15 protein-coding genes are annotated in these 17075 nt (G+C 71.6%); 6 read left to right on the forward strand and 9 right to left on the reverse strand.

Features of this window, described 5'->3' with window-relative positions:
* The first annotated feature begins 41 nt into the window (after positions 1 to 41).
* From BKA05_RS01755 to BKA05_RS01765, 3 genes are read left to right on the forward strand one after another with little or no spacing between them, the layout of a single operon-like run.
* Positions 42 to 620, forward strand: coding sequence for a TetR family transcriptional regulator (locus BKA05_RS01755; RefSeq protein WP_218842214.1), 579 nt, complete (start codon positions 42 to 44; stop codon positions 618 to 620).
* Entirely contained in the window at positions 620 to 2356 is a 1737-nt protein-coding gene (locus BKA05_RS01760; RefSeq protein WP_179529887.1) for an ABC transporter ATP-binding protein, read from the forward strand. The genes BKA05_RS01755 and BKA05_RS01760 overlap by 1 nt, the downstream gene beginning before the upstream one ends.
* Positions 2353 to 4314, forward strand: coding sequence for an ABC transporter ATP-binding protein (locus BKA05_RS01765; protein ID WP_179529888.1), 1962 nt, complete (start codon positions 2353 to 2355; stop codon positions 4312 to 4314). The genes BKA05_RS01760 and BKA05_RS01765 overlap by 4 nt, the downstream gene beginning before the upstream one ends.
* 187 nt (positions 4315 to 4501) lie before the next feature.
* Here BKA05_RS01765 and BKA05_RS01770 read toward each other — a convergent pair whose 3' ends face one another.
* From BKA05_RS01770 to BKA05_RS01780, 3 genes are read right to left on the reverse strand one after another with little or no spacing between them, the layout of a single operon-like run.
* Entirely contained in the window at positions 4502 to 4747 is a 246-nt protein-coding gene (locus BKA05_RS01770) for an HPr family phosphocarrier protein (RefSeq protein ID WP_179529889.1), read from the reverse strand.
* Positions 4748 to 4785: 38 nt separating this feature from the next.
* Complete coding sequence (locus BKA05_RS01775; protein WP_179529890.1) at positions 4786 to 5757, reverse strand: 1-phosphofructokinase family hexose kinase; 972 nt, start codon at positions 5755 to 5757, stop codon at positions 4786 to 4788.
* A gap of 1 nt (position 5758) precedes the next feature.
* Positions 5759 to 6529 carry a DeoR/GlpR family DNA-binding transcription regulator gene (locus tag BKA05_RS01780; RefSeq protein ID WP_179529891.1) on the reverse strand — a complete coding sequence of 257 codons (771 nt, stop codon included), beginning with the start codon at positions 6527 to 6529 and terminating at the stop codon, positions 5759 to 5761.
* 109 nt (positions 6530 to 6638) lie between these two features.
* Here BKA05_RS01780 and BKA05_RS01785 point away from each other — a divergent pair, with 109 nt between their 5' ends.
* A complete protein-coding gene (locus BKA05_RS01785) occupies positions 6639 to 8387 on the forward strand; it encodes a phosphoenolpyruvate--protein phosphotransferase (protein WP_179529892.1) in 1749 nt (582 codons plus the stop codon).
* A 276-nt stretch (positions 8388 to 8663) separates the two neighbouring features.
* On the opposite strand, the gene BKA05_RS01790 is transcribed toward BKA05_RS01785, so the two are convergent.
* Complete coding sequence (locus BKA05_RS01790; protein WP_179529893.1) at positions 8664 to 9710, reverse strand: zinc-dependent dehydrogenase; 1047 nt, start codon at positions 9708 to 9710, stop codon at positions 8664 to 8666.
* A gap of 201 nt (positions 9711 to 9911) precedes the next feature.
* On the opposite strand from BKA05_RS01790, the gene BKA05_RS01795 reads away from it, so the two are divergent.
* Entirely contained in the window at positions 9912 to 11420 is a 1509-nt protein-coding gene (locus tag BKA05_RS01795) for a PTS mannitol transporter subunit IIBC (RefSeq protein WP_218842216.1), read from the forward strand.
* Positions 11413 to 11844, forward strand: coding sequence for a PTS sugar transporter subunit IIA (locus BKA05_RS19320; RefSeq protein ID WP_218842218.1), 432 nt, complete (start codon positions 11413 to 11415; stop codon positions 11842 to 11844). Before BKA05_RS01795 ends, BKA05_RS19320 begins: the two co-directional genes overlap by 8 nt.
* A gap of 429 nt (positions 11845 to 12273) precedes the next feature.
* On the opposite strand, the gene BKA05_RS01800 is transcribed toward BKA05_RS19320, so the two are convergent.
* The 5 genes from BKA05_RS01800 to fliQ all read right to left on the reverse strand — a co-directional run bounded on the left by BKA05_RS01800 (position 12274) and on the right by fliQ (position 16995).
* Positions 12274 to 12534, reverse strand: a complete 261-nt coding sequence (locus tag BKA05_RS01800) for a hypothetical protein (RefSeq protein WP_179529894.1) — start codon at positions 12532 to 12534, stop codon at positions 12274 to 12276.
* Between the two features lie 2 nt (positions 12535 to 12536).
* The gene (gene flhA / locus BKA05_RS01805) at positions 12537 to 14645 is read right to left on the reverse strand and encodes a flagellar biosynthesis protein FlhA (RefSeq protein WP_179529895.1); all 2109 of its coding nucleotides are present in this window, start codon (positions 14643 to 14645) and stop codon (positions 12537 to 12539) included.
* 76 nt (positions 14646 to 14721) lie between these two features.
* Positions 14722 to 15930, reverse strand: a complete 1209-nt coding sequence (locus BKA05_RS01810; RefSeq protein ID WP_179529896.1) for an EscU/YscU/HrcU family type III secretion system export apparatus switch protein — start codon at positions 15928 to 15930, stop codon at positions 14722 to 14724.
* A 15-nt stretch (positions 15931 to 15945) separates the two neighbouring features.
* Complete coding sequence (locus BKA05_RS01815; protein WP_179529897.1) at positions 15946 to 16710, reverse strand: flagellar biosynthetic protein FliR; 765 nt, start codon at positions 16708 to 16710, stop codon at positions 15946 to 15948.
* Positions 16711 to 16725: 15 nt separating this feature from the next.
* Positions 16726 to 16995 (reverse strand): flagellar biosynthesis protein FliQ, encoded by a 270-nt coding sequence (fliQ, locus tag BKA05_RS01820; protein ID WP_179529898.1) that lies wholly within the window; start codon positions 16993 to 16995, stop codon positions 16726 to 16728.
* Positions 16996 to 17075 lie beyond the last annotated feature (80 nt).

Below are 17075 nucleotides of genomic sequence, written 5' to 3' on the forward strand. Positions count from 1 at the left end.
AACGAGTGAGCGCTCACTCACTCATCGACTAGGGTGGCGGGGTGCCGCCCCGTGCCCGTCCGATGTCGCCCGAGGACCGTCGTACCTCCCTGGTCGACGTGACCCTGCGGTTGCTGCGCGAGCACGGCCGCGAGGTCACCACCCGCCAGATCGCCGAGGCCGCCGGCATCGCCGAGGGCACGATCTTCCGCGTCTTCGCCACCAAGGACGAGCTGGTCGAGGCCGCGATCAGCCGGGCCTTCGAGCCCGGCGCGCTGGTCGAGCGGATCCGCGAGATCGAGGCGGAGCTGCCGCTCGAGGACCGGCTGGTCCGGCTGGTGGGCGTGCTCCAGCAGCGCTACCGCGCCACGTTCTACCTGATGCGCCGCGTGGGGATGCTGCGCCCGCCCGACCACGACGGCGAGCTGGCCCGATCAGCCCGCGCGGAGATCCACGCCCTCATGGTCGGGCTGATCGGGCCCGACGCCGGGCGCCTCACGGTGGACCCCGACGACTTCTGCCACCGGCTGCGGTTGCTGACCTTCGCGGGCTCGCACCCGCAGATCTCCGACGGCCACCTGCTCAGCCCCGAGCAGGTCGTCGGCACCGTGCTCCACGGACTCTCGAAGGAGGGCCGCTGATGCTGGTCCCGATCCTGCGGCAGCGGCTCGCGCCGTACCGCTCCTGGCTGGTCGCGGTCGTCGCGCTGCAGCTCGTCGGCGTGCTCGCGATGCTCTACCTGCCGAGCCTGAACGCCTCGATCATCGACGACGGCGTCGTGCCCGGCGACACGGCGCTGATCTGGCGGCTGGGCGGGGTGATGCTCGTGGTCTCGTGCGTGCAGATCGTCTGCTCGGTGGGTGCGGCGTGGTTCGGCGCGCGCACCGCCACGGCCTTCGGTCGCGACCTGCGACGTGACCTGTTCCAGCGCGTGGGGACCTTCTCGACCCGGGAGGTCCAGGAGTTCGGCGCCCCCTCGCTGATCACCCGCACCACCAACGACGTGCAGCAGGTGCAGATGCTGGTCGTGATGACCTGCCTGATCGCGGTCTCCAGCCCGATCATGATGGTCGGCGGTGTCCTGATGGCCCTGCGCGAGGACCTCGGGCTGGGCTGGATCCTGGCAGTGGTCGTCCCCGCGCTGTTCGTCTCCGTGGGCTTCGTGATCTCCCGGATGGTGCCGAGCTTCCGGGCCATGCAGGCGCGCATCGACGAGGTCAACCGGGTGCTGCGCGAGCAGATCGCGGGCATCCGCGTCGTGCGCGCCTTCGTCCGCGAGCGGCACGAGACCGAGCGCTTCGCGGTCGCCAACGAGGAGCTCACCGACGTGGCGGTCCGTGCTGGGCGCTGGATGGCCACGATGTTCCCGCTGGCCATGCTCGTCGTGAACGTCTCCAGCGTCGGCGTCGTGTGGTTCGGCGGGCACCGCGTGGACTCCGGCCAGATGGAGGTGGGCGCGCTCACCGCGTTCTTGTCCTACCTGATGCAGATCCTGATGTCGGTGATGATGGCGACCTTCATGCTCATGCAGGTGCCCCGCTCGGCGGTCTGCGCGGAGCGGATCTCCGAGGTCCTCACCACCGACACCTCCGTACGCCGCAGCCGCGAGCCGCACCCCCTCGACCCCGCCCGCCGTGGTCACGTCGACCTGGAGTCGGTGACCTTCGCCTACCCCGGTGCCGAGGCGCCGGTGCTCAGCGGGTTGTCGCTGTCCGCGCGGCCGGGCCGGGTCGTGGCCGTCATCGGCTCGACCGGTGCGGGCAAGTCCACCCTGGTCAACCTCGTCCCGCGGCTCTTCGACACGACCGCCGGCACCGTGCGCGTGGCCGGGGTCGACGTGCGCGACCTCGATCCCGAGGTGCTGTGGGGCGAGCTCGGCCTGGTCCCCCAGAAGGCCTACCTGTTCAGCGGCACCGTCCGCAGCAACCTGGCCCACGGCCGCCCCGACGCCACGGAGGAGCAGATGTGGGAGGCGCTGGAGATCGCCCAGGCCCGTGACTTCGTGCAGGCGCTGCCCGAGGGCCTGGACTCCCCGGTCGCCCAGGGCGGCACGAACCTCTCCGGCGGTCAGCGCCAACGCCTCGCGATCGCCCGGGCGGTGGTGCGTCGCCCCGCGGTCTACCTCTTCGACGACGCCTTCTCGGCCCTCGACCTGGCCACCGACGCGCGGCTGCGTGCCGCGCTGCGGCCGGTGACGACCGAGGCCACGGTCGTCGTGGTGGCCCAGCGGGTCTCCACGATCCGCGACGCCGACGTGATCGTGGTGCTCGAGGACGGTCGGGTCGTCGGCCGGGGCGGGCACGACGAGCTGCTCGCCGGCTGTGCGACGTACCAGGAGATCGTGGCCTCGCAGCTCTCCGCGGAGGAGGCGGCATGAGCGCGCCCACCCCGCAGAAGGGCCGCGGCTTCGCGGCGACCGAGCGGATCGAGGCACCTGCCGGCGGGCCGGGTCGTGGCCCGATGGGCGGCGGGATGGTCGGCCAGAAGGCCATGGACTTCGGGCCGTCGGCACGCCGGCTCGTGGGCCGGATGCGACCCGAGCGGGCGCTGGCCTCGCTGGTGGTGGCGCTGGTCGTGGTGTCGGTGCTGCTGATGTCGATCGGGCCGCGCCTGCTCGGCCACGCGACCGACCTGGTCTTCCGCGGCTTCATCGGCTCCCGGACGCCGGTCGGCACGCCGGACGACCAGCTCCCCGAGGCCGTGCAGGGCCAGGGGGTCGTCCCCGGGCAGGGCGTCGACTTCGGCGCCGTGGGCGAGTGGCTGCTGCTGGTGCTGGCGGTGTACGCCGCGGCCTCGGTGCTCTCCTGGCTGGCCGGCTTCGTGCTGAACGGCGTGGTCCAGCGCACCGTGCGCCGGATGCGCGGTGACGTCGAGGAGAAGATCCACCGGCTGCCGCTGGGCTACTTCGACCGCTCCCCGCGCGGGGAGCTGCTCAGCCGGGTCACCAACGACATCGACAACATCAGCCAGACCCTGCAGCAGACCATGAGCCAGCTGCTCCAGTCGCTGCTCACCGTGCTCGCGGTCCTGGCGATGATGATCTGGATCAGCCCGTTGCTGGCGCTGGTCGCGGTGCTCAGCGTCCCGGTCTCGCTGGTGGCGACCCGCGCGATCATGCGGCGCTCGCAGGGCCAGTTCGTCGCGCAGTGGCGCACCACCGGTCGCCTCAACGCCCACATCGAGGAGGCCTTCTCCGGCCACGCGCTGGTCAAGGTCTACGGCCGCACCGACGAGGTGGAGCGCACCTTCGCCGAGCACAACGACGCTCTCTACGACGTGTCGTTCAAGGCGCAGTTCATCAGCGGCCTGGTGATGCCGACGATGATGTTCATCGGCAACCTCAACTACGTCGTCGTCGCCGTCGTGGGCGCGCTGCGGATCTCCTCCGGGGCGGTGACCCTCGGCGAGGTGCAGGCCTTCGTGCAGTACACCCGCCAGTTCACCCAGCCGCTCACGACCGTCGCGTCGATGGCCAACCTGCTGCAGTCCGGCGTCGCCTCGGCCGAGCGCGTCTTCGAGCTGCTCGACGCCGACGAGGAGCCGCTCGCCGACGCTCCCGGTGCCGGGGGCACCGCCCGGTCGGGTGCCCCGACCCGCGGCGAGGTCGCCTTCGAGCAGGTGTCCTTCTCCTACGACCCGACCCGCCCGCTCATCGAGGACCTCTCCCTCCTGGCGCGGCCCGGGCAGACCGTGGCCATCGTGGGCCCGACCGGGGCGGGCAAGACCACCCTGGTCAACCTCGTCATGCGCTTCTACGACGTCGACGCCGGGCGCATCCTCCTCGACGGCGTCGACACCTCCACCCTCACCCGCCAGGAGCTGCGCGCGGAGGTGGGGATGGTGCTGCAGGACACCTGGCTCTTCGAGGGCACCATCCGCGACAACATCGCCTACGGCCGGCCCGACGCCACCGAGGAGCAGGTGCTGGAGGCGGCGCGGGCGACGTACGTCGACCGCTTCGTCCACTCCCTCCCCGACGGCTACGACACGGTCGTCGACGAGGACGGCGCCAACCTGTCGGCCGGCGAGCGCCAGCTGCTCACGATCGCGCGGGCGTTCCTCACCGACCCCGCGCTGCTGATCCTCGACGAGGCGACCTCGTCGGTCGACACCCGCACCGAGCTGCTGCTGCAGCACGCGATGGCGGCGCTGCGCACGGACCGGACGTCCTTCGTCATCGCGCACCGGCTCTCGACGATCCGCGACGCCGACCTGATCCTGGTGATGGAGGACGGCGCGATCGTGGAGCAGGGCACGCACGCCTCGCTGCTCACCGCCGACGGCGCGTACGCCGCGCTCTACCGCTCCCAGTTCACCGCCGCCACCGACGCCTGACCCCCCACCCCACGCCGAGTCGGCGTATTGATACGCCGGTTCGGCGGGCGGGCGGGCGGCCGGGCGGGCGGGTCGGTCGAGTCGGCGTATTGATACGCCGGTTCGGCGGAGAGGGTGGGTCGAGCCGGCGTATTGATACGCCGGTTCGGCGGGCGGGCTGGGGCGGGGTGGGTCGAGGCAGGAAGGCTCAGGAGGCGTCGAGGTCCTGGGCCACGAGGGCGGCGATGGCGTCGACGGCGGCCTGGTCGTCACCGGCGACCTCGACGGTGTCGCCGCACTTCGCGCCGAGGGTCATGATCATGAGCGACGAGGCGGCGTCGACCCCGTTGATGGTCACGCTGCTGCCGAGGCCGCCGGCCGCCTCGGCGATGAGGGCGGCGGGGCGGGCGTGCAGGCCGACGGACGAGCCGACGGTGACGGAGGTGGTGGGCATGGGTTCTCCTCTGGTGCTGGGCGGTCGGGCGAGCTGGGTCAGGTCGTGCTGAGGGCACGGACCTCGACGCGCGAGGTGTCGACGTCGGCCGGGGTCGGGATGCCGGTACCGGGCAGGGCTGCGGCGGCACTGCCGTAGGCCACGGCCAGCGCCAGGCACTCGGCCGGCTCCACCCCGCGGACCGAGCCGAGCAGGAAGCCGAACAGGCTCGAGTCGCCCGCCCCCACCGTGCTGAGCACCGTGGTGGGCGCGGGGACGGCGTGCCACGCGCCGGTGCGGTCGGCCAGGACGGCGCCGGCCGCCCCGAGCGTGACCAGCACGTGGTCGACGCCGCGGTCGACCAGCTCCGCGGCGTGCCGGGCCACCAGGGCGGGGTCGGCCTCCAGGGCCTCGCCGTCGCCACCGGTGATGCTGGCCAGCTCCTCGGCGTTGGGCTTCACCAGCTGCGGGGCGCAACGGTCCAGTCCGGCCACGAGGGCCGACAGCGGGGCGTCGCTGGTGTCGACGGCGACGGGTGCGACGCCGTGCAGGCGGGGGAGCAGGTCGGCGTAGAAGGAGGAGGGCGCTCCGGGCGGCAGCGACCCGGCCAGCACGACCCACGAGGCTCCGTGCGCCTCCCGGACCACGGCATCGGCCAGGTCGGCCAGCTGTTCGGGGCCGGTCTCGGCACCCGCCGAGTTGATCTTCGTCGTGGTGCCGTCGGGCTCGGTGAGCGTCAGGTTGACCCGGATGCTCCCAGCGGGGCGGCAGGGGTGGCACGGGATCCCGGCTCGGGCGACGTCCTCCACGAACGGGTCGTCGGCGCGTGCGGGCAGCACGGCGAGCGTCGGCACCCCCGCGGCGACGGCTGCGCGGGAGATGTTCACGCCCTTGCCCCCGGCCTGGGAGATCGTGTGCTCCACCCGCTGCACGCCACCTCGGTCGAGCACGCCCGGCAGCACCAGGGTGCGGTCGATGCTGGGGTTGGCCGTGACGGTCACGAGGACCCCGGGGCGGGGGGAGGCGCTCATCTCAGCCGACCCGAGCGATCTCGAGGCCGGCGGCCTCCAGCTGCTGCTGGTCGGCGGCATCGATGCGACTGTCGGTCACCAGCACGTCGACCTCGTCGACACGGGCGAAGCGAACGGTCCGCTCCTGCCCGATCTTCGAGGAGTCGGCCAGTGCGACGACGCGCTGTGCGGCGGCCACCATGGCGCGCTTGGTGGCGGCCTCCTCAGTGTCAGGGGTGGAGAAGCCGTGCGACACGGTCAGGCCGTTGGTGCCGACGAAGGTGAGGTCGGCGCGGAAGTGACCCAGGGCCTCGACGGTCGCGTGTCCCACCGCGGCCTGGGTGGTGGTGCGCACGCGGCCCGGCAGCAGCTGCAGCTCGACGTGGGTCGCCGGGGCCAGCAGGGCGGCGATCGGCACGGCGTTGGTGAGCACCGTCCAACGCCGGTCGGTGGGCAGCAGCTCGGCGAGGCGCACGGTGGTGGTGCCGGCGTCGAGCACCAGGGTGCCGCCCTCTGCGGGCAGCAGCTCCAGCGCGGCGCGCGCGATGGCGTCCTTCTCCTCGGCGTGCGTCTGCCCGCGCTCGGGGAGCTTGGCCTCCAGGACCGTCAGGCTGCCGATGGACACGGCGCCGCCGTGCACGCGCCGGACGAGCTTGAGTCGCTCGAGTGTCGACAGGTCGCGACGCACCGTCTCGGTGGTGACGTCGAAGTGCGCGGCCAGCTCGGTCACACTGACCCTGTTGCGCTTGGTGACCAGGTCGGCGATCGCCTGGTGACGCTCTGCCGCGTACATGGCACTTCCTGTCCGCCCACTCGGGCCGATCGCTCCGAAAATCTTTGTATGTGTTGTTTTAGTCCCGAATCTGTTGACTGTCAACCACTTCGCGGCTTTAACTGTGGGCATGGTCACGCCCACCGGCTCCTCGTCCAGCACCTCCTCCACCCCCTCCACCAGTGCGGACGGCGCCGGCCCGTCGGCCGGTCCGACCGCGCACGAGCTGCGCGGCACGCCCGTCGTGTCCGGACTGGCGCACGGTCCGGTGCTGCCGGTGCGCACCGAGCTGTCGGCGACCGCCGTGGCCGCCTTCGGTGACGGCGGCCTGGACGCCGAAGCAGCGCTGGCGGCGTACGTCGACGCGGCGGAGGCCGTGGCTCGCGGGTTCGTGACGAAGGCCGAGCGTGCCACGGGGGCGGCCGCCGAGGTGCTGACCGCGAGCGCCGGCCTGACCCGCGACCCGGGCCTGAAGCAGGCGGTCGGCCAGCGGCTGAGCGCGGGGGAGGGTCTGCCCGGTGCGGTGCGCGGGGCGGTGGCCCAGTTCGTCGAGGTCTTCACGGCGATGGGCGGTCTGATGGCCGAGCGGGCGACCGACCTGCTCGACATCGAGCGCCGCGTGATCGCACGCGTGGTGGGCGAGCCCGAGCCCGGCGTGGTCCTGCCCGAGGAGCCGTCGGTGCTCGTGGCCGTCGACCTCGCGCCGGCCGACACCGCCTCCCTCGACCCCTCGGTCGTGGTGGCCCTGGTGACCGAGCGGGGCGGCCCCACGAGCCACACCGCGATCATCGCCCGCCAGCTCGGTCTGCCCTGCGTCGTGGGATGCGCCGGCGTGACAGAGCTGGAGGCCGGCACTCCGGTGCTGGTCGACGGCGCCCGGGGGACCGTCGCCACAGGGGTCGACCCCCAGGAGGCGGCGCACGCCGTCGCGGCCGATCGCGAGCAGCAGGCCCGGGTGGCGGGCTGGACGGGGCCGGGCGTGACCCGCGACGGCGTGCCTGTGAAGCTGCTGGCCAACGTCGCCGACGGTCCCTCGGCCCGCTCGGCGGCGGAGTCGCCGGTGCAGGGCGTCGGGCTCTTCCGTACCGAGCTGTGCTTCCTCGACCGCACCGAGGAGCCGTCCGCGCAGGAGCAGGCCGACATCTACGCCCAGGTGCTGGAGCCGTTCGCCGGCACCGGGCACGTCGTGGTCCGCACCCTCGACGCCGGCTCCGACAAGCCAGTGGCATTCGCGACGCTGGAGGACGAGGAGAACCCGGCCCTCGGCGTCCGCGGGCTCCGGCTGGCCCTCGGGAACCCAGGGCTGCTGCACCGCCAGCTCGACGGCATCGCCGAGGCTGCCCGCCGTACCGGTGCCGAGACCTGGGTGATGGCGCCGATGGTGGCCACGCTCGCCGAGGCGGAGGACTTCTGCGGCCAGGTGCGCGAGCGCGGGCTGAAGGCCGGGGTGATGGTGGAGGTGCCGAGCGTGGCGCTGCTGGCCGACAGGTTCCTGGACGTCGTGGACTTCTTGTCCATCGGCACCAACGACCTCACGCAGTACGTCATGGCCGCCGACCGGCTGGCCACGGACCTGGCGCACCTCACCGACCCCTGGCAGCCCGCCGTGCTGCACCTGGTCGCCCGCGCCGCCGAGGCCGGTCGACGCGCCGGCAAGCCGGTCGGCGTCTGCGGCGAGGCGGCCGCCGACCCACTGCTCGCCGTCGCGCTGACCGGCATGGGCATCACGTCGCTGTCGATGGCCGGGGCGGCCGTCCGCGCGGTGGGCGCGCAGCTCGCCGCGGTGGACATGGACACCTGCCGTCGTGCCGCCGACGCGGTCCTGGAGGCATCGGACCCCCTGGCCGCGCGCGACGCCGTACGCCGGCTCCTCGACTGAGGACCGCGGCGGCGCCGGCCCGGTCGGTCCGGCGCCCCCCAGGACCACGCGAGCCCGGACGGAAGACCCGTCCGGGCTCGCGTGCTGCGCGGGGGATGGTCGCGGCGACTGGTCGCGGCGGCGGTGTCCGGTGTCGGACCGGGTCTCGACCCGCCCGTCGCGCCTTCGTCCCTCAGGCGCGCGGCTTGCTCGACCTCACGGTCGCCACGGCTCGACCGCGACCTCGGGCGCGGGGCTTGCTCGACCTCCCCGTCCAGAGCCCTGAGAGCTCCGCTCTCAGGGCTCGACGGTGACCTTGATGGCCTCGCCGTTGGCGACGATGTCGAAGACGCTCATCACGTCGTCGAGCGAGACGTGGCGGGTGATGAGGTCCTTGACCGGGACCTGGCCGGTCGAGATGTACTCCAGCGCTCGCTTGTTGTGGTCCGGCGAGGACCCGTTCGCACCGTGCACGTGCAGCTGGCGGTAGTGGATCAGGTTGGAGTCGGCCTTGATGAACGGATCGTTCTTGGGCAGACCGCCGAAGAAGGAGATCCGGCCCTGGCGCGCAGCCATCGAGATGGCCTGCTCCTGGGTGACGTTCGCGGGCGTCGCGGTGATGATGACGTCGGCCCCACGGCCGTCGGTCAGCTCCATGACCCGGGCGACGACGTCCTCCTGGGCGGCGTTGATGACGTGGTCGGGGTGGACGGCGTCGGCCGACATCTTCAGCCGCTCGTCGTTGATGTCGACCAGCACGACGGTGCCGACCTTGTGCACGCCGCGGGCGATGCGGATGTGCATGCAGCCGATCGGTCCGGCGCCGAAGACGACCACGAAGTCGCCCTGCTCGATGCCCAGCTGCTCCTGGGCGTTGATGGCGCAGGCGAACGGCTCGGCGGCGCTGGCCTCGTCGAAGCCCACGTTGTCGGGGATCCGGTTGAGGCCGTCGACCTTGAGCACCTGCTCGGGCACGATCATGTACTCGGCGAACCCGCCGTCGTACTGGTAGCCGACCGAGGTCTGGTTCTGGCAGACCTCCATCCAGCCCCTGCTGCACTCGTGGCACTCACCGCACGGCACGGCCGCGATGCACTGCACCCGGTCGCCGACCGAGAACCCGCCCAGCGCCTCGGAGCCCACGTCGACGACCTCGCCGGCGACCTCGTGGCCCAGCGTGGTCTCGCCGGTGATGTTGACGTGGCCGTTCTTCTTGATCTTCACGTCGGTGCCGCAGGTGGAGCAGTTGCGCACCTTGATCTTGACCTCGCGTGGCCCGCACTCGGGCTCGGGGACGTCGACGAGGCGGACGTCCTCGGGGGCGTAGAAGCGCAGTGCCTTCATGGATCGTGGGTCCTCTCTGCAAGCGACGCCGCGCAGGTCGCACGACGGTGGTCCACCCCTGACGCTAGTGACCGGAACGCCGAAATACCACATCTTCGGGCATCTATTTCTGCCCGAATGCTTGGCAACGTGCCCGAACGAGTGCATGATGTGGGAAAACCGGGGTGACCCACGTCACCCCTCTCCATGAGAGGAACTGAGATGGCCTCCACCACCTCCGCAGCGCCCGGGGTGGGCGCACGCGTCCGGGTGCAGCAGTTCGGCACCTTCTTGTCCAACATGGTCATGCCCAACATCGGCGCGTTCATCGCCTGGGGCCTGATCACCGCGATGTTCATCGAGGTCGGCTGGCTGCCGCGCTACCTCGGCATCGGGGACTCGCCCGACAGCTGGGTCGCCAAGTTCGGTGGGTGGGGTGACTTCGCCGGCGGCGGCATCGTCGGCCCGATGATCATCTTCCTGCTGCCGCTGCTGATCGGCTACACCGGCGGCCGGATGGGCTACGGCGACAACAGCACCCGCGGCGGCGTCGTGGGCGCCATCGCGACGATGGGCGTCATCGTGGGCACCGACATCCCGATGTTCATGGGCGCCATGATCATGGGCCCGCTCGGCGGTTGGTCGATGCGCAAGGTCGATTCGCTGTGGGACGGCAAGATCAAGCCCGGCTTCGAGATGCTGGTCAACAACTTCGCCGCCGGCATCTGGGGCATGATCCTCACCATCCTCGGCTTCGTCGTGATGAGTCCGGTGGTCACCTGGATCGCAGACCGGCTGGGTGAGGGGGTGGACATCCTCGTCGACAACAGCCTGCTGCCGTTCACCTCGATCATCATCGAGCCGGCGAAGGTGCTCTTCCTCAACAACGCGCTCAACCACGGCGTCCTCACACCGCTGGGCACCACCGAGGCCGCGGAGTCCGGCAAGTCCGTGCTGTTCCTCCTCGAGGCCAACCCGGCTGCCGGTGCCGGTCTGCTGCTGGCGTACATGATGTTCGGCAAGGGCCTGGCGAAGGCCTCGGCCCCCGGCGCCCTGCTGATCCACTTCGTGGGCGGCATCCACGAGATCTACTTCCCCTACGTGCTGATGAAGCCCAAGCTGATCCTCGCGATGATCGCGGGCGGCTTCACCCAGATCCTGGTCAACGTCCTGTTCAACTCCGGCCTGCGTGCTCCGGCGGCCCCGGGCTCGATCCTGGCCGTCTACGCCCAGACGCCCGGTGACAGCGTGCTGGGGGTGACGCTCTCGGTCCTGGCCGGTGCGGCCGCCACCTTCGCCGTGGCCGCGATCTTGTTGAAGATGGACAAGACCGAGGAGGCCGACGACGAGCTCGTCGGCGCGACCGCGCACATGGAGAGCCTGAAGGGCAAGAGCTCCTCGGTCTCCTCCGTGCTCACCGGCGGCGCGGCCGTGATGACCCGCCCGATCCAGCGCATCGTTTTCGCCTGCGACGCCGGCATGGGTTCCTCGGCGATGGGTGCCTCGGTGCTGCGCAAGAAGATCGAGGCGGCCGGCTACTCCGACGTGACGGTGGTCAACCAGGCCATCGGCAACCTCACCGACGAGTACGACGTCATCGTCTGCCACCAGGACCTCGCCGACCGGGCGGCCCAACGCACGCCTTCTGCCACCCTGGTCGCCGTGGACAACTTCATGGCCAGCCCGCGCTACGACGAGATCGTCACGATGGTGGGTGCCTCGCGTGCCTGAGGTCCTCGACGCCGGCTCCGTGGTCCTTCAGGGCAGCGCCACCACCCGTGACGCCGCCATCGACGAGGCCGGTGCCCTGCTGGTCGCGGCCGGTGCGGTGAGCCAGGCCTACGTGGCCGCCATGCACGAGCGGGAGACCTCGGTCTCGACGTACATGGGCAACGGCCTGGCGATCCCGCACGGCACCAACGAGGCGAAGTCGGAGATCGCGCACAGCGCGATGTGCTTCGTCCGCTACGCCGAGCCGATCGACTGGAAGGGGCAGCCGGCCGAGTTCGTCGTCGGCATCGCCGGGGCCGGGGACGACCACCTGACGCTGCTCTCACAGCTCGCGGGGGTCTTCTCCGACGTCGACCAGGTCGCGCGCCTGCGCGCGGCCGGGTCGGTCCAGGAGGTGCTCGGCATCCTGTCCGACCAGGGCTGAGCCGACGCGTGTGAGATGCAGTCAGGGGCCGGTGGTCCGTCCGTGGGGGCGGACCGCCGGCCCCTGTGCTTCTCGCTCGGGGTTGGTCGGTCGAACCGGCGTATTGATACGCCGGTTCGGCAGGGAGGGTGGGTCGAGCCGGCGTATTGATACGCCGGTTCGGCGGAGAGGGTCGGTCGAGTCGGCGTATTGATACGCCGGTTCGGCGGGTGGGTGGGAGAAAAGTCCGTTGTGCGTCGAGGAGCGTCGACCTACCGTGGAGGGACACGGGAAAGGAGGTGGTCCGAGACATGATTTCTCTACGGACGCGTGAGGTGGCTGCTCGCTAGCAGCGCTCCCTCGTAGGACGTCGCTGCCGGCAATCCACGGCAGCCACCCGACCCCCAGGTGGTCCGGACCCGTCCGCCGGACCCGCTCGTCGGGGCAGTCTCACTGCTCCGCGGGCACGCCTGGGGGTCGCTCCATCTCCAGGGTCGGGTCCTCGCCCCGCTCCGCCTGCTGGCGGGCCGGTGCCGGCGGTTCGCCGATGAGTGCGGCCACGACCGACAGGGCGACCCAGCAGATGCCCAGCGCGACCAGGTAGCGGCTCATCGCCACCTCCATCGGCATCCCGCCGGTCAGTGCGGCGTACAGCGCCGGAGAGGCGCAGACCCCGGCGGCGCCGAGGACGAACGGGCTGAGCAGGTTCATGGTCAGGCTCCCATCGCGACGCTGGTGGGCGCGGGGACCGGGGCGGTCGCCGCGGCGTGCTGCTCGCCGGTGAGGACGGGGTTGCGCTCGCCGCCGACGACACCGACCGAGCGCACCTGCGCGGTGCCGGTCAGCTCGGGGTAGGCCAGGACGGCGAGCCGGTCGATGGCCGGCCGGACCAGCCGGCGCACGGCCGCGCGCAGCTGCGGCGCGCACACGAGCACGGGCCGGATGTTGTGGTTCTCGGCCTGGACGAGCTGCTGGGCCAGCCCGCCGATGATCGTCTGGGCGGTGACCGGGTCCAGCACCAGCGTGGCGCCCTGCTCGCCGTGGCGCAGCGACTCCAGGAGCCGTTGCTCGAAGACCGGGTCGAAGCTGAGCACGTGGACGGTCCCGCCGGCGACGTACGGCGCCACCACGGCCGGGCCGAGGGAGGTGCGCGCGGCGTCGACGAGGGCGTCGACGTCCTTGGTCTGGGCCGCCTTGAGCGACAGCGCCTCGTAGATCCGGACCAGGTCGCGGATCGCGATGCCCTCCTCCAGCAGCTGCTGCAGCACCCGCTGGACCTCACCGAGCGAGAGCAGGGCGGGCGTGAGCTCGTCGACCACGTTGGGGTGGGTGCGCTTGACGACGTCGGTGAGCAGCCGGACGTCCTCGCGCCCGAGCAGCCGCGCTGCGTAGGTGGTGACGATCTGGGAGAGGTGGGTCGTGATCACCGCCGAGCGCTCCACGACCGTGGCGCCGCTCAGCTCTGCCTGGGCCCGCAGCTCGGCGGGGATCCACTTCGCCTCGAGGCCGAAGACCGGCTCCCTGGTGGCCTCGCCCGGCAGCGAGCCGAGGAAGTCGCCGATGGCCAGGATGGTGCCCGGGGGCGCCTCGCCGCGCGCGACCTCGATGTCGAAGAGCTTGATGGCGTAGGTGCGGCTGGGCAGCTCGAGGTTGTCGCGGGTGCGCACCAGGGGAACGACGACGCCGAGGTCGCCCGCGATCTTGCGGCGCAGCGCCTTGACCCGCTGCAGCAGGTCGCCGCCGTGGGCCTGGTCGACCAGGTCGATCATGTCGGCCGCCAGCTCCAGGCCCAGCGGGTCGACCTGGATCTCCTCGGCCAGCTGCTCGGGGTGGTCGGCCGCGGGCAGCTCCGCGACCTGCTCGGTGGCCTCGACGGCCGCGGGCTCCTCACGGCCGGCGCGGGCGGAGAACAGCAGCATCACGCCGCCGACCAGGAGGAACGGGATCTTCGGCAGGCCGGGGATCAGGCACAGCGCCATGGCGCCGAACCCGGCGATCTGCAGGGCGTTCTTGTTGCCGGTGATCTGCTTGACGATGTCGGTGCCCATGTCGGACTCCGCCGCGCTGCGCGTGACCACCAGGCCGGTGGCCACCGAGAGCAGCAGGGCGGGGATCTGGCTGACCAGTCCGTCACCGACGGTGAGCAGTGAGTAGGTCGAGACGGCGTCGCCGGGCGACATGCCGAGCTGGGCCAGGCCGATGGCCATGCCGCCGATGAGGTTGACGACGGTGATGAGGATGGCGGCGATCGCGTCGCCCTTGACGAACTTCGAGGCACCGTCCATCGCGCCGTAGAAGTCGGCCTCGGCGTGCACCTCCTGGCGCCGGCGCCGGGCCTCGTCCTCGTCGATGAGGCCGGAGTTGAGGTCGGCGTCGATGGCCATCTGCTTGCCGGGCATCGCGTCGAGGGTGAAGCGGGCCCCGACCTCGGCGACCCGCTCGGCGCCCTTGGTGATCACGACGAACTGGATGATCAGCAGGATCACGAAGATGATCAGGCCCACGATGAGCGAGCCGCCGACGACGAAGTGGCCGAAGGTCTCGATGACCTTGCCGGCGTAGCCGTCGAGCAGCACCAGCCGGGTCGCACTGACGTTGAGCGCCAGCCGGAACAGCGTCATCACCAGCAGCAGCGCGGGGAACGCCGCGAAGTCCAGGGGCCTGGTCACCGACATCGCGGTCAGCAGCACCAGCAGCGCGCCGGCGATGTTGGCCGCGATCAGCATGTCGAGGACCACCGCGGGCAGCGGGACGACGAGCATCACGACGATCATGACGATCCCGATCGGGACGCCGATCTGGGTCAGGCGCTGGAGGGACATGCGGGCCTTCCGGGGTCGTGGAGCTCACTCGACCAGCCGTCCTGGCTGCAGCGACACCCTCCTGGCGTCGGGTGTCCTATCGACCCGCGGGCAGGGCACCTGAGGGGTTCGCCGCGACCGCGGTCGGAGTCGCTGTGGGGCCGGTCGGCGAGGCACTCGCCGTGGGGGTGCGGCGGCGCCGCGCGCCGGCGTGCGGCACGTCGGGCAGGGGGCCCTCGCCGCGCGGGGAACGGTGGGTGCCGGCGTACGAGCCCCGGTGGCGGCGGCTGATGACGAAGGCCAGCACGTGGGCGACCGCGGCGAAGAGCTCGGTCGGGATCTCCATGCCGACCTCGGTGGAGCGGTAGAGGGCGCGGGCGAGCGGCACGTCCTGCACGAGGGGTACGCCGGCGTCGGTGGCCACCTCGCGGATCCGGGCTGCGACGGCGCCGGCTCCCCGGGCCACGACGACCGGGGCCCCCCGCTCGGGCTGGTAGCGCAGGGCGACCGCGACGTGCGTGGGGTTGACCAGCACGACGTCGGACTCCATCACGTCGGCGATCATCCGGTTGCGGGCGTTGGCGAGCTGGCGCGAGCGGATCTGGCCCTTGAGCATCGGGTCGCCCTCGGCCTGCTTGTGCTCGTCCTTGACCTCCTGCTTGGTCATGTTGGTCGCCTTGGTGATCCGGCGCCGGGCCATCAGGTAGTCCAGGGCGCCCATCGCCACGCCGGCCAGGGCCACGTTGCGCAGCATCGCGAAGGCGTGGTCGCTGCCCACCTCGATCGCCGCGGTCAGCGGCACCAGGCCGCCGATCATCGGGATCAGGGTGGAGACGGTCTGGTAGACCAGCCCGGTCACCAGCACGGTCTTGATGAGCATCTTGGCCAGCTCCCACCACGCCTGCGGGCCGAACATCCGCTTGGCGCCCTTGAGCAGGCTGAGCTTGCCGAGGTCGGGCTTCATCATCTTCGAGGCGACGTAGAAGCCGCCCTGGGCCAGCGTGATGGCGGTGCTGAGCAGCAGCACGGTGCTGCCGAGGGCGACCAGGGTGAGGAAGGCCGCCATCCCGCCGTCCCGGAAGAGGGCGGCGGCCACCTCCACGCTCGGGTCCTCCAGGGCGCGCAGGCACCGCGACATCAGCCCGGTGATCGAGTCGGCCTGGTGGCGCAGCGCCGGCGGCAGGGCCAGCGTGACCAGGAACAGGCTGATCCACCCACCCAGCTCGGCGGTGCGGGCGACCTGTCCCTCCTTGCGCGACTCCTTGCGCTTCTTCGGTGTCGCCTTCTCGGTCTTCTCACCGGCCACTGGTGGTCACCTGCCTCAGCCGCCCATCAGGGCGGCCATGGCGCGCATGGCGTGCTCGACGACCCGCTCCACCACGGTGGTGAGGACGGGGAAGCTCAGGCCGACCAGGACCAGCGTCATGCCGATCTTGGCCGGGAACATCACGTTGAGGGCGTTGAGCTGCGGTGCGACCTTCGTCATCAGGGCCAGCCCGAGGTCGGAGACGAAGAGGACCGCGATCATCGGCAGCGCCACCTGCACCGAGATGACGACGAACAGCGTGAAGACGCGGGTCAGCAGGCCGGGCCCGTCGCTCACCTGCGGCACCTGGCCCACCGGCACGAGGTCGAAGGTGCGCAGCAGCCCGCCGATCACGAGCAGGTGGCCGCCGCTGGCGAAGAGCAGCATCGTGAAAAGCCACTGGTGGAAGGTCCCGAAGACGGTGCTGCCCTGCTGGCCCAGCGGGTCGAAGCCCTGCGCGAGCGCGAAGCCGCCGAAGACGTCGACCAGGCTGCCGGCGGCGGCGACGGCGGCGAACATCAGCGACGTCACGAAGCCCAGTGCCGCGCCGGTGGCGGCCTGGGTCACCACCGTGACCAGCAGCCCGGGGAGGCTGACCGGCACCTCGGCCTGGGCCAGCGAGGGGGCGACGGCCAGCGCCAGCCCGAGGCTGAGGACCACCTTGACCATCGTCGGCACCGCCCGCGTCGAGAACGGCGGCACGACCACCAGCCAGGCCACGATGCGCACCGAGGCCAGCAGGTAGGCCAGCAGCGGCTCGCCGGCGAGGGTGACGTACACGGGTCCTGGGTCCGGTCAGGCCAGCAGGCCGGGGATCATCGCGAAGAGGTCCTCGGTGAAGTTGATGAGCGTCTGCAGCATCCAGTTGCCCGAGGCCACGAGGGCGGCGCCGACGGCGACCACCTTCGGGACGAAGGCCAGGGTGAATTCCTGGATCTGGGTCATGGACTGGAACAGCGACACCGTGAAGCCGACCGACAGGGCGGTCAGCAGGATCGGCGCGGACAGCTTCAGCGCCACCTCCATCGTCAAGGTGGCGATCTCGATGACCGTGGTGTCGTTCATGGGGTCCTCCGGGGTGCCGGGGCACAGGCAGGAGCGGGCGGGTGCGGCCGACCGGGGGCGGCTGCGGTGACGGGGGCGCT

Origin of the sequence: Nocardioides marinus (genome assembly GCF_013408145.1) — a bacterium.
Classification (GTDB): Bacteria; Actinomycetota; Actinomycetes; order Propionibacteriales; family Nocardioidaceae; genus Nocardioides; species Nocardioides marinus.

Bases quoted from the DNA above. Each gene is read 5' to 3' on its own strand.
- flhA (WP_179529895.1), bottom strand. From the start codon at position 14,645: ATGTCCCTCCAGCGCCTGACCCAGATCGGCGTCCCGATCGGGATCGTC.
- BKA05_RS01785 (WP_179529892.1), top strand. From the start codon at position 6,639: ATGGTCACGCCCACCGGCTCCTCGTCCAGCACCTCCTCCACCCCCTCC.
- BKA05_RS01790 (WP_179529893.1), bottom strand. From the start codon at position 9,710: ATGAAGGCACTGCGCTTCTACGCCCCCGAGGACGTCCGCCTCGTCGAC.
- BKA05_RS01795 (WP_218842216.1), top strand. From the start codon at position 9,912: ATGGCCTCCACCACCTCCGCAGCGCCCGGGGTGGGCGCACGCGTCCGG.
- BKA05_RS01770 (WP_179529889.1), bottom strand. From the start codon at position 4,747: ATGCCCACCACCTCCGTCACCGTCGGCTCGTCCGTCGGCCTGCACGCC.
- BKA05_RS01780 (WP_179529891.1), bottom strand. From the start codon at position 6,529: ATGTACGCGGCAGAGCGTCACCAGGCGATCGCCGACCTGGTCACCAAG.
- BKA05_RS01760 (WP_179529887.1), top strand. From the start codon at position 620: ATGCTGGTCCCGATCCTGCGGCAGCGGCTCGCGCCGTACCGCTCCTGG.
- BKA05_RS01765 (WP_179529888.1), top strand. From the start codon at position 2,353: ATGAGCGCGCCCACCCCGCAGAAGGGCCGCGGCTTCGCGGCGACCGAG.
- BKA05_RS01800 (WP_179529894.1), bottom strand. From the start codon at position 12,534: ATGAACCTGCTCAGCCCGTTCGTCCTCGGCGCCGCCGGGGTCTGCGCC.
- fliQ (WP_179529898.1), bottom strand. From the start codon at position 16,995: ATGAACGACACCACGGTCATCGAGATCGCCACCTTGACGATGGAGGTG.
- BKA05_RS01775 (WP_179529890.1), bottom strand. From the start codon at position 5,757: ATGAGCGCCTCCCCCCGCCCCGGGGTCCTCGTGACCGTCACGGCCAAC.